Source organism: Corynebacterium sp. MSK044, assembly GCF_030232825.1.
In the GTDB taxonomy this organism is placed as follows: domain Bacteria; phylum Actinomycetota; class Actinomycetes; order Mycobacteriales; family Mycobacteriaceae; genus Corynebacterium.
This window is the reverse complement of sequence record NZ_JASPJJ010000011.1, coordinates 57933-69975: the sequence shown is the minus strand read 5'-3', so window position 1 is coordinate 69975 and position 12043 is coordinate 57933. Positions and strand designations below refer to the sequence as shown.

Sequence of the window (12043 nt, the reverse complement as noted above, 5' to 3'; positions counted from 1 at the left end):
TCTACGACAACGGTATCGACACCGAGTACACCCACTCAATCGGCATCCAAAAAGGCCAAATCTAACCCCACGACACGCCGGGGCCAGACACACTTTTTGACCCTTAACCCACCAGCTAGTGCACCAAATGGCGATCCGATCACAAAATGAAGAAGGCCCCTACCAGCGTTTCCACTGGTAGGGGCCTTATCTTAGTAGCGGGGGCTGGATTCGAACCAACGACCTCTGGGTTATGAGCCCAGCGAGCTACCGAGCTGCTCCACCCCGCGTCGAGTGATATGTAATTCACCTGCTGTCTAAATGACAACGGCGTTAACTATACGCACGGGGTACTAGAACGACAAATCCCCTGGCTGCCGCTTTGTTGTTGCGGTTGGGCAACCAGGGGATGTGCTGGTGGCTACTGGATGCTCTGGTAGTCCTTGACGGCGCGGTCAAGGTTGTCCAGGGCCTTGCCGTATTCCTCGAAGGAGCCGTGGCGGGCGTTTTCGATGCCACGCAGGGCGTCGTCGATAGCCTTCAGTGCGGAGTCCTTGTTGTTCGGGCTGTCCGCTGGCTTGGGCTTGTCTTCCTTGTCGGTGTCGGCGGCAGCATCCTTGGGTTCGGTGGTGTTCCCGTCAGCGTCGACAATGCTGATGTCCTGGGCTTCCTTCGCGTCAATGCCCACCTGGCTGAGAGCCTGGGAGACAGTCGGCGCGTAGCCCACGCGGCCCTTGTAGAACACGAGGACGCGGAGCAGCTTCGGGAATGCGGATTCCTGGTCCTTGCGCTGCGAGTAGATCGGCTCAACATAGAGGATGTCCCCGCCCGCCACCGGGAGGGTGAGCAGGTTGCCGTTCTTCAGGGTGTTGGAACCCTCCCACAGCGTGCGGTCACGTGCCACCTGGTCGGAGGACATGAGGGCGTCCTGCGCCTGCTTCGGACCTTGGGTCTGCGTGTTGGTGGGTAGGACACGGACGGTGATCTTGCCGTAGTTATGCGGATCAGACGTCACGGTCATGTGCGCAGCGAGGAACTCACGGCTCAGGCCACGGTACGGGGTGATCAGCTGGAAAGACGGCTTGGAGGTCTCCGGATCAGCGGCCACAACGTAGTACGGCGGCTGGTTCAGTTCCTTACGGCCTTCCGGTGCCGTCGGGTCATTCGGGACGGACCAGAATGCGTCGTTGTTGAAGAACACGCCCGGGTCAGACACGTGGTAGCGGGCCAGCAGTTCACGCTGAACTTTGAACAGGTCCTCCGGGTAACGCAGGTGCTCATGCAGGGTGTCCGGTATGTCCCCGGATGGCTTCACCGTATCGGGGAACACTCCCATCCACGCCTTGAGTACCGGGTCTTCTTCGTCGAAAGCGTAGAGCTCCACCGTGCCGTCGTAGGCATCAACCGTTGCCTTGACGGAGTTGCGGATGTAGCCCACCTCATTGTTCACCAAACGCTGGTTAGTGCCATCCGGATTGAGGGCATCCTGCGTGGTGTCCTGCAGGGAGGTGCGGGTGGAGTACGGCAGTGCGGACAGCGTGGTGTATCCATCGACGATCCACTTGATGCGGCCGTCCACCACCGCCGGGTAGGTCATCTGGTCCGTGGTCAGCCACGGGGCAACCTTTTCCACGCGCTTGCGCGGATCACGGTCGTAGAGGATCTTGGATTCCTTGCCCACGCGGTCAGACAGGATGAGGTTCATCTCCTGGTACTTCAGGGCAAAAGCAGCACGGTCAATCCAGTTGCCAATGCCCACGCCGCCTTCACCGTCGTAGGTGAAGGAGGATGTATCGGTGTCATACTCCAGCGGGCCCTGGCCCACGTCGCCGACGATGGCGTAATCCAAGCCGTCGTTAGCAGAAGCGATGACCGGGCCGTAGTAGACGCGAGGCTGCTCCGCGCGGATACCCAGCTCCTCCGCGTCTTCCTTCTCCGCAGCATTGGCGTTGGACTGCAGGTCGGACACGGTGAACACCGGCAGGCCACCGCGGGTGGAGCCAGCGTCCTGTGCTGCCTCATCGACGATGTTGGCCTGGGCGGCCACGAAGCCATTGCCGTGGGTGTACACGGTGTGGCGGTTCAGCCAGTCACGCTGGTTCTCACGCAAGGCATTCGGGTCCAGCTCACGGGCAGCAACGACAAAGTCGCGCATCTCACTATCGACCTCATAGCGGTCCATGGCCAGGTTCTTTGGAAAGCCGTAGAAGTTACGCAGCTGCTGGTTCTGCGTAAACGTCGGCGCCAGAATGTCCGGGTCGAGCAGGCGGATGTTCGAGATCGTCGCCGAATCATTGCCCACGTCCCCATCGTTGGCGGGCTCCGCGCCCCAGTTCGTTTCGTAGGTGACCTTGTCATCGGTCAGGCCATAAGCCTCCCGCGTTGCCTCAATATTGCGGGCGATGTACTCGGACTCACGCTCCTGGCGGTTCGGGTTCACAGAGAACTGCTGGATCAAAGCTGGCCAGGCCTGGCCGATAACCAGGGAGGACAGGACCATCAGCACGGTTGCCAGAACCGGGATGCGGAAGTCCTTGAACACGATGGAAGCAAAGAAGGCCGCGGCAACCAGCACTGCGATGACAATGAGGATGATGCGCGCCGGCAGTTGGGCATTGATATCGGTGTAGGACGCACCGGTGAAGATGTCATTCTTGCCGTACAGCAGGCTGTAGCGCTGCAGCCAGAAATCAAAGGCCTTAACCAGCATCCACAGACCAGCGGTGCCTGCCAGCTGGATGCGTGCAGCCTTAGAGATGTAGCCCTTGGTGCCAGCCACCTGGTTGGCCACGCGGATACCACCCAGGAGATACTGCCCCACCGCACCGACGAGGAAGGCAACAACCAACAGCATGGACAGCACGCTGACAAACAGGGACAGCGCTGGCAGGGCGAAGGCGTAGAAGCCAAGATCACGGCCAAACTGCGCGTCGGTGGAACCGAAATCACCACCATTAAGCCACAACATGAACGTACGCCACGTGCTCTGCCCCAGCACACCGGTGACCACACCGACAATGACGGGCACCCAGCGCACCAGGCCACGGACAGTGGACTGGATGGATTCCTGGTACTGCGCCACCGGCGAATTCGGGTCCGAGAAAATCGACGTCTGCTCACGCGTGCGCCACGTGAACGCGGCGGCGGCAAAGGTGATACCGGCACCCACGAGGGCGAACAGGATGAACAAGACGATGCGGACCAAGATCACCTTGGTGAACACGCCGCGGTAGCCCAGCTCGCCGAACCAGCGGAACTCCGTGTACACATTCACCAGCATGGGAATCAGCAGGGTGAGTACCGCGATAATTCCAAAGACCACCAGCATGGTGTTGGATTTCCGCGGCTTCGGGCGGGGGATATTTAGGCGCGTGGCCAAAATCGAAGCTCCTTCGACAATCTATGAAAAACGGCTCGGGGTGAGGCTATGTAAGCTTCAACACTAATTTCCTTAACGCTTAAAAGACCAGAAGGGTTCCCGCACAGTGTCTGAGCACACCCCCGCGCTGACGCAACAAGCGCTGAACAAGGCCATGATGGAGGCCGTCGAATTCGTCCACGCCGAAGGGTGGGATGCGGCACCAACGTTGTTTGCGCTGGTTCCCACCGCGTTGGTGGCCGATCAAATGGCGGGACTCGAGGATGAATCCGCGCCGTTAACGTTGATCGTCCAGGAGGAGATTCCGGCGCACATCCAGCCCGGGTCAGATGAATTGGGTGATTACCTCACGCGTTTGGCGTGGCCGGAGGAGGTCGCAGGGGTGATCTTGGCCCAAGAGATCATGTTTAAGGACACTGCTGAGGCCTATAGGCCTCAGCAGAATCAGCCTGCACGTCCCGCTCGCCTGTTTTCCGGTGTGCTGCGGGAGGAAGGGCTGGAGTTGACGCTGCTGCAGATCCGGCCGACGGAGGAAGAGTTGGAGGCCGCTGGCCCGTTTGCTCAGGATGAGATCCAGCTGCGTGGGGGTCCGGGAGTCGCCCCCGCGGTGATCGGCGCGCTACGATACAGCCTGGAGAATGAATAAGGAGCTCACCCTCGTGCCGTCACTGTCAATGCGTCGCCTCGCCTGCGTCCCCGCAGCTCTCTCTTTGAGCGTTGCTCTTGTTGCATGCTCCTCGAAGGAGGAACCAACACCAAAGCCAACGCCATCAAGCACGCAGGCAACCAGCACGGAGTCGCAGACAAGCACGGAAGAAACGACGACGGAGGCGAGTGAGAGCTCGTCCACGGCGACGTCGACAAGCAGTAAGCGTCGGCGCGATGATGCGCAGGTTGTTGAGGATGTGCGGGAGAAGTTCGCCTCGCTCGCGCCTGAATCGCTTTTCGACGACTTGGATACCTGCGTTGAAACCAGCCTCAAGGGCTCCTACGACTGCTCCGGCTCAACCGTGGGGCAGCTGCAATTCTTTGCCTCGACGTCCATGGCGGAAGACACCGCGGATGTGCTCACTGGCCTGTCCAGCTCCCGCGTGGTGCAGGAAACCGATGAGAAGCTGGTGGGCTGGTCCATGCTGGGCAAGACCGCGGTGATCACCGTGGTGGATAAGAAGGAAGGCAAGGTCCTCCAGCAGATGGTGGCTAGTGATGTGGATGATCCGGAACAGCGGATCTTCATGCTTGGCCTGGCGGACAGCTACTCAGAGCCGACCGATGAGTCATCTGCTGCTACGACGACTGCAGTAAAGAAGACCTCGAACTAATCTGCCGCGCAGGTAGTCACCGGGCGGCCGGCGGCGAAGTCTTCCATCGCGGAGATCGCATCATCGATGTTGGTCACGCTGGCCACCGTCATGTTTCCGGCATCAGCCTTACGTGCCTCCGCACAGTTCTTCTCTGGTGCGAGGAAAAGCTCCGCACCGCCATCGCGCGCGCCCTCAATCTTGTGGGTGATCCCGCCGATCGGCCCCACGGTACCGTCCTCAGCGATGGTGCCTGTGCCCGCGACCTTTCGGCCGCCATTGAGCTCACCCGGTGACAGTTTGTCGATCACGGCGAGACTGAAAATCATGCCCGCGCTCGGCCCACCAATGTCATTGAGGTTGTAATTCACCGTGACATCCCCTGCCGGTTCAGACGTCATGGTCACACCAAGCAACGGCAACATCTCATCTTCTGGGTTGGTACCCAACGTGATGGACGCGGTGGCCGGTTCATCGTTGCGCAGATACTCCACCTCAATGGTCTCCCCCGGCGTGTGCTCCCGCACGATGTTCTGCACCTGCTGTGGTTCTGTGACCTCGCGGCCGGCAACCTTGGTCAGCACATCTGCGGGCTCAAGCACGCCTGCTGCTGGCGCATCTTTGAGCACCCCGTGGACCAGGACACGGGTGGGTTCGCCGAGATAGCGCATCGCTGCCACCGTCGCTGCCGCTTCGGAAGCCACGAAGGCTTGTTCGTTGATCTGCCGCATCTCATCATCCGACACACCCTTGGGCATGATCTGGCCCAGCGGGACGATCGTGTCTTTGTGGATGATCCAGCGGCTCAGCGCCTGCGCCATGGACATGTTCGTGCGCACGGACACCGTGGTCATGTCCAACGTGCCCGAGGTTTCGTCCACCTCCGCGCCCTCAATGTCAATGACCGGGGTGCCCTGCACATCCCCCAATGTGTTAAACGTCGGGCCTGCCCCCTGCGCCACATACGGCACGGTGAGCTTGATGTTCGTGCCAGGAACACCGCCCACCAGAAACACCGCCGCGATGAGAGCCAAGGGCACACCCGTGGCAATCACGCCGCGGCGCAGGCCGTTGCGCTTCGCGGGCTTAGTTGGTTCGATGGCCGCTGTGGTGTCGGTGGGCTGATTCACGGCTGTTAAGCCTACAACAGAGGCTAGGTGGCACATCACCGGCAGATGTTCGCTTACAGCGTTGGGCATCCGGGCGTTATTCCTCGCAGTCACTTCCATTACGCCGGTAGGCTGGCCACCATGGCTAATGGATTCGGGTTCTCTTTCCCCAACGACGACCGTGATGATCGGGACGACCGCGATGACCGTGATGGTCAGGGTGGCCAGGACGGTCGCGGTGATCGCGGCGATCAGCACAACCCGTTTGCCCAATTCGGCTTCAACTTCGGTGGTGGCCAGGGCTTTGGCGGTAACTTCAGCGGTAACCTGTCCGACATTTTGAACCAGTTCGGTGAGATGCTCGGTGGCGGGGTGCCGGGCGCTGGTTCTGAGTCCGGATCCGCACCGAAACAGGACGCGGTGAACTTCGACGTTGCGCTGCGTGCAGCCCGCCAAGTGTTGAAGAACCCGCGTGGGGCCACCGCGAATGATGCCACTGCGGTCACCGAATCTGTGCGCTTGGCCAACCTCTGGTTGGATGACGCATCCACGTTGCCCGATTCCGGTGCGCGGCCGGAGGCCTGGAGTACGGATGATTGGGTGAAGAACACCCTGCCCACCTGGAAGCGCATGGTCAGCCCGGTGGCGGAGCACATGGGCCGCGCCCAGCTGGATGCGATGCCGGCGGAAGCACGTGAGATTTTCGGCCCGATCACGCAGATGCTCGGCCACTTCAACTCCATGAACTTCGGCGCACGTTTTGGCAGTGCGCTGGGTGATCTGGCTAATCAGACGCTGACTGGTAATGACTTTGGTCTGCCCGTCGCCCCCACCGGCGTCATCGGCATCGTGACCAAGAACGTGGAGCCGATTTCCGCGCAGTTGTCTGTCCCCGGCCAGGAAGTGCTCGTGTATGTCAGTGCACTGGAGGCAGCCCGTCAGCGTCTGTTCACCCACGTGCCGTGGTTGGTGGAGCGCATTATCTCCTCCGTGGAGGAATACTCCATCGGCTTGGAGCTGGATACCTCTCACATCGAGGAAAAACTGCGGGAACTGAACCTGGAATCGGGTGACCCGATACAGATGCAGGAAGCGATGCAGAACTTGCAGGACATGGATCTATCCCCACGCATCACCTCCCGCAATGCGGCTGCCACCGCACGTCTGGAGACTTTGCTCGCGCTCGTCGAAGGCTGGGTCGATGTTGTGGTGGAAGAAGCACTCGCTGAGCGTATTCCGTCCACCAGTGCTCTGGCTGAGTCCTGGGCGCGCCGCCGCGCAACGGGTGGCTCTGCAGAGAATGCCTTCTCCAACGTGGTGGGCATTGAGCTTGGTACCCCAAGGACCCAGGAGGCTGCCGAGTTGTGGCGCCGCGTCACCCAAGCCGTCGGCGTGGAACGTCGCGATAAGGTTTGGGACCACCCGGACTTCCTCCCCACGGCTGAGCACCTGGACAACCCAGCTGCGTTCATTGACACGTTGCTGGATGATGCGACAGATTCCGCCTTCGATGAGGAGATTGCCAAGCTCGAAGAGATGCTGGCCAATGAGCCCGCGCCGGATGAGGACGATCAGGACGGTGCTGAAGGCACTGACGGCACCGAAGACACGAAGGACTAGCTCGGCCCAAACCGCTGATAGGCCTCCAAGTAGCCCTTCGCCCGCTCGGCGTGGGGCACTTTGTCTGCCTGCTCCCAAAAATCAGGGCCGTGACCAGGGATGTAGGTGTGCACGAGTTCGTGGACGAGGAGGGTATCCACGACCCAATCGGGTGTGTCCTTCAACCGGTCGCTGATCCGGATGTCCCCGGTGGACACGGTGCATGAGCCCCACTGCGTGTTGTGGTTCGTCGCCCAGCGCACCGAACCAATGTGCGCCCGACCGTCGAGGACCGTGCGGTTGAGTGTTTCTGCGCGGGTGCGAAGTTCCTCGTCGGATGCGCGTTGGGTTGTTGTCTTCTTGGCCAGTTTGGCCAGGATCTCCTCCACCGCGTCACGTTCCTGCCGCGCACTGAAGTGTGCTGGGATGCGCACTTCAATCCGCTCACCCTTGTGCCGTGCTTGCACGGTGCGAGTGCGCCGCGCGGAGCGGATGATGTCCACGCCTTCCGGCGGCCAATCACCACTGTGAACTGGGGTGTTGTGTCGAGGCATAGCGCGCGGTGGTCTTTCTGTGGTTCGATAGTGTCCACATGTTGTTCGGGGGAACGTTCATTTAGGGGGGACTTTGAAGGATTCCACATTAGTCACGCTTGCACGCGGCGTGCACGTTTCATGCCGGGACTCAGGCGTCCTGCAATTCGGTATGGACGCCACGCGCTGCGGCATCGTCGAAACGCAATTCGCGGATGCTCTACGCCCACTTCTCGCCGGGCTAACCACGCCCGCACGTATCCACGAGGTGCGCACCATGCTGATGGGCATCGACGGGTTTACGGAAGGAGCTGCGCGTTCGCTTATCGACGACCTTGTGGCCTACCGCATCCTCACCCCCACCGCCACTACCCCCGTGGCCATGGTGGGATCCTCCCCACTAGCCAAAGAGCTGCGCGCACTTCTGGAGGACTCCGGTGTGACCGTGCGGGTACCCCTCGGACACGAATCCGATGGTGCTTTTCTGTACCGGTTGGCCGAACATGTTCCGCTGGTGGTTGTGAATCGCGTTGCCCAGCACATTGCCGTCGACAGGCAATTGACTAAACAGCGGACGTGGAACATCCCTGTTGTCACGGTGGATGCGCGCATCGTGGTGGGGCCCATCAGTCAAGGTAGTTCTGGCCCCTGCCTCGTGTGCGCGGAGTTCTATCTCCTTGACCGTGATCCCGGCTTGCACCAAGTGGCCACCACACTGCCCGATGGACCACCCTCCACTGATCCTGTGGTTCTTTCAGCTGGGGCTTCAGCGGCCGCGGCACTCATCCGTCGCGCAGCCGACGTTGCCATGCCCCCGGGAATTACCGCGGGCGCGTTGCAACGGGGCACCACGGTAGCAGTGGATCCCTTTGGGCCTGTTCCGGTGAACACGGAAGTCGTCGACAAGCATTCCCGCTGCCCTGTGTGCGCGATTTAGCGGTAATCCTCCAGCACCCCGAGGACATCTTCCCCGTACTGCTCTAACTTCGCCGGCCCGATACCGGAGATACTCAGCAGGCCAGCAGCCGTTTCTGGCATCTCTTCGACGATGCCCAGCAGTGTTGCATCCGTGAACACCATGTACGGCGGGTGCTGGTTTTCCCGCGCCACGTCTAGCCGCCACTGCTTCAACGCGAGGAAGGCAGCCTCGTTGTAGGTCGGTTCACAGTCCTCATGCCGGCCAAGGCTCTTCTCCGCTGGGGTGTCCAGCGGGAAGCCACACATCCGGCAGGCCTTCGCCCGTTTGAGACGCTCCGGTGTTGCCTCCACCTCCAGTTGAGGCGCGATCCCGTCCAAGAATCGGGACCGTTCGCGGGACTTTCGGCCGCCCTCTTGGCGGGCATAGGACCATGAGAGCTGCAGGTGCTCCCGCGCACGAGTGATACCCACGTAGAACAGGCGGCGTTCCTCCTCCACCTCCTCATCCCCCGCCTTGATGGCGTGAGAGATAGGCAGAGTCTTTTCCACCAGGCCTACGAGGAAGACAGCATCCCATTCCAACCCCTTAGCCGCGTGCAAACTGGCCAAGGTGACGCCATCCACGGATGGTGGCTGCTTCGATTCCGCACGCTGGCGGAGGGACTGCAGAACACCCGGAAGGTTCGTGGCTTCGCCGGTATTCACGATGTCGGAGATCAATTCCACCAGCGCATTGAGTGTCTGCCAGCGCTCACGCTGGCGGGCACCCTCTGGTTCCGTGGCGCTCAACCCCAAGGGGGCGAATGCGGCGCGGGCAATGGCCACCGGATCATCCGGCAAATCTGTCCGGCGGGTGGCGCCCACCAGGGTGTTGATTGCCTCGCGGATCTCCGGGCGCGTGAAGAAGCCTTCCCCGCCACGCACTTGGTACACAATCCCGGCATCAGACAGTGCCTGCTCAAACACCGCCGATTGGGCGTTGAGGCGGTACAGCACCGCGATCTCCCGGGCCGGAGTTCCAGCCGCGATGAGCTTCTTGATCTGCGTGGCCACCTCGCGTGCTTCCGTCGGCTCATCGGGATAAGAGGCAAAGACTGGGTCCGGTCCCGGATCGCGCATGCCCTGCAATTCCAGGCGAGTGCCGGCAACACGGCCGCTCGCCTTGGAGATCACCGTGTTAGCTAGATCCGTCACCTCAGGGGTGGAACGGTAGTCCCGCTGGAGCTTCACCACTGTCCCGTGCGGGTATGTCCGGGAGAAGTTCAACAAATAATCCGGCGTTGCCCCAGTGAAGGAATAAATCGTCTGGTTCGCATCCCCCACCACGGTGAGGTCATCGCGTTGCCCCAGCCATCCTTCCAGTACGCGTTGCTGGAGCGGGGTGACGTCTTGGTACTCATCCACCACGAAGGTTTGGTACTGGCTGCGGAATTCCTCCGCCACAGCCGGTGCGTTCTCCAGGGCACCGGCGACGTGCAGCAGCAGGTCATCAAAATCCAGCGCCATACCTTCGGGGCTGGTCTTGGATTCCTCGTAGCGCCTGTACACCGCCGCGACTTTCTCTACATCCGCTGGCGGCTCACGGTGGCTGCCGGCGATCTTCTCGGCATAGCCATCAGGGCTGATCAGGGATGCCTTCGCCCATTCGATCTCCGTGAGCAGGTCGCGCACGAGTTCCTTGTCTGGTTCCAGGCCAACCGTGCGTGTAGCGCGAGCAACGAGGGGGAACTTGTTGTCAATGAGCTGCCACGGCAGATCCCCCGCCACCTGCGGCCAGAAGTAGCGCAGCTGGCGCAGTGCCGCTGCGTGGAAGGTGCGGGCTTGCACCCCACCAATGCCCATCTCGCGGAGGCGATCACGCATCTCCCCCGCTGCGCGGGATGTGAACGTCACGGCAAGAACCTTCTGCGGGGCCACAAAACCCTGGTCAATCAGGTGAGCAATGCGGTAGGTAATCGTGCGGGTCTTACCCGTTCCCGCGCCCGCCAAAATGCACACGGGTCCGCGGGGGGCGGTGGCGGCAACCCGCTGATCGTCGTCAAGCTGGCTCAGATCGATCACTAGAGATCGTCTTCCTGGAGGCGTGCAGCTTCCGTCAGATCATCCTGGGTGTCATCGGCGTAACGGATGTACAGCAACCGGTCGCCCGGCTCGACCGACTCCGCTTCGGGGGAATCGAGGCGGTAGAGCTCACCAGAACGCACCACACCCAGAACAATGTCGGCGAGGTGGCGCGGGTTGGAACCAACCTCATCGTCCACGATGGCGCGCTCCGCAACCGTGAAGCCCGCGTCCGGGCTCAGCAGATCCTCAATCATCTCCACCACCGATGGCGTGCTCGTAGCAATACCCAGGAGACGACCTGCCGTTTCGGAGGAGATGACCACCGAGTCCGCACCGGACTGCTCCAGCAGGTGCTGGTTTTCCGCCTCACGGACAGAGGCGACGATGTTGATACCAGGGTTGATCTCTCGCACCGACAGCGTGACCAGCACCGCGGTGTCATCGCTGGACGGGGCGACGACCACGGAACGGGCACGGCTCACACCGGCCACCCGCAGCACATCAGACTTCGTGCCATTGCCGTGCACAGCAACGAGGCCGCGATTTTCGGCATGGGCTAGGGACTCATGGTTGTCATCGATGACCACGATGTTGGATGGTGCCATCCCTTCAGCCAGAAGCGCGTCTACAGCGGAGCGGCCTTTCGTGCCATAGCCGATGACAATGGTGTGGTTGCGCACGGATTTCCTCCAGCGTTGAAGTTGCAGTGTCTTGCGGGAATCCTCAGTAAGGACGGACAGAGTGGTGCCGACGAGCAGCATCAGGAAGGCCACACGCATCGGGGTGACCACCAAGATGTTGACTAGGCGGGCGGTTTGCGTCACCGGCGTGATGTCACCGTAGCCGGTGGTGGACAGTGATACCGCGGAGTAATACACGGCATCGATGAAGGTGAGCGGCTCGCTGTAACCGTCTTTGTCCAGCCACACGAGAACCGCCACGATGACAATGAGCAGGATGGCGTAGAGGAAACGACGGCTGATCAGCGCCCACGGGGTGGTACGCGCTGTCTGGGGTAGGCGGATGACATTAATCAGCGCGTGATCAGGCAGCGCCGTGAGATCCTCACCGCGCAGCTGCTCACGAAACCGAATCGGTGCCTTGAACGACGGCCTCATGCCACCTCCATTCCTTCTGGTTCTCTAGTGATGAGAGTGATCA

At 61.2% G+C, this 12043-nt stretch carries 9 protein-coding genes and 1 tRNA gene; 4 read left to right on the top strand and 6 right to left on the bottom strand.

Going from position 1 to position 12043, the window contains the following annotated elements:
• Window positions 1-195 precede the first annotated feature (195 nt).
• Both QP994_RS07805 and QP994_RS07800 read right to left on the bottom strand, forming a co-directional pair.
• Window positions 196-269: transfer RNA gene (locus QP994_RS07805), tRNA-Met, on the bottom strand.
• Between the two features lie 131 nt (window positions 270-400).
• Window positions 401-3358 carry a UPF0182 family protein gene (locus QP994_RS07800; RefSeq protein ID WP_502870028.1) on the bottom strand — a complete coding sequence of 986 codons (2958 nt, stop codon included), beginning with the start codon at window positions 3356-3358 and terminating at the stop codon, window positions 401-403.
• A 154-nt stretch (window positions 3359-3512) separates the two neighbouring features.
• Between QP994_RS07800 and QP994_RS07795 the strand changes: the two genes are divergently transcribed.
• Window positions 3513-4004, top strand: coding sequence for a PPA1309 family protein (locus QP994_RS07795; protein ID WP_284866018.1), 492 nt, complete (start codon window positions 3513-3515; stop codon window positions 4002-4004).
• On the top strand, window positions 3997-4680 hold the full coding sequence (locus QP994_RS07790; protein ID WP_284855432.1) for a hypothetical protein: 684 nt from the start codon (window positions 3997-3999) through the stop codon (window positions 4678-4680). Before QP994_RS07795 ends, QP994_RS07790 begins: the two co-directional genes overlap by 8 nt.
• Here QP994_RS07790 and QP994_RS07785 read toward each other — a convergent pair.
• A complete protein-coding gene (locus QP994_RS07785) occupies window positions 4677-5726 on the bottom strand; it encodes a YlbL family protein (RefSeq protein ID WP_502870029.1) in 1050 nt (349 codons plus the stop codon). The genes QP994_RS07790 and QP994_RS07785 overlap by 4 nt on opposite strands.
• 183 nt (window positions 5727-5909) lie before the next feature.
• On the opposite strand from QP994_RS07785, the gene QP994_RS07780 reads away from it, so the two are divergent.
• The gene (locus QP994_RS07780; protein WP_284866009.1) at window positions 5910-7388 is read left to right on the top strand and encodes a zinc-dependent metalloprotease; all 1479 of its coding nucleotides are present in this window, start codon (window positions 5910-5912) and stop codon (window positions 7386-7388) included.
• Here QP994_RS07780 and QP994_RS07775 read toward each other — a convergent pair.
• Complete coding sequence (locus tag QP994_RS07775) at window positions 7385-7921, bottom strand: M48 family metallopeptidase (RefSeq protein ID WP_284866007.1); 537 nt, start codon at window positions 7919-7921, stop codon at window positions 7385-7387. The genes QP994_RS07780 and QP994_RS07775 overlap by 4 nt on opposite strands.
• Before the next feature lie 73 nt (window positions 7922-7994).
• Here QP994_RS07775 and QP994_RS07770 point away from each other — a divergent pair, with 73 nt between their 5' ends.
• The gene (locus QP994_RS07770; protein WP_284866005.1) at window positions 7995-8837 is read left to right on the top strand and encodes a hypothetical protein; all 843 of its coding nucleotides are present in this window, start codon (window positions 7995-7997) and stop codon (window positions 8835-8837) included.
• Here QP994_RS07770 and QP994_RS07765 read toward each other — a convergent pair.
• Together QP994_RS07765 and QP994_RS07760 are read right to left on the bottom strand one after the other, a co-directional pair.
• A complete protein-coding gene (locus QP994_RS07765) occupies window positions 8834-10879 on the bottom strand; it encodes an ATP-dependent DNA helicase UvrD2 (RefSeq protein WP_284866003.1) in 2046 nt (681 codons plus the stop codon). The two genes, QP994_RS07770 and QP994_RS07765, sit on opposite strands and share 4 nt — an antisense overlap.
• Entirely contained in the window at window positions 10879-12000 is a 1122-nt protein-coding gene (locus tag QP994_RS07760) for a potassium channel family protein (protein ID WP_284855437.1), read from the bottom strand. Before QP994_RS07760 ends, QP994_RS07765 begins: the two co-directional genes overlap by 1 nt.
• Between the last annotated feature and the right edge of the window lie 43 nt (window positions 12001-12043).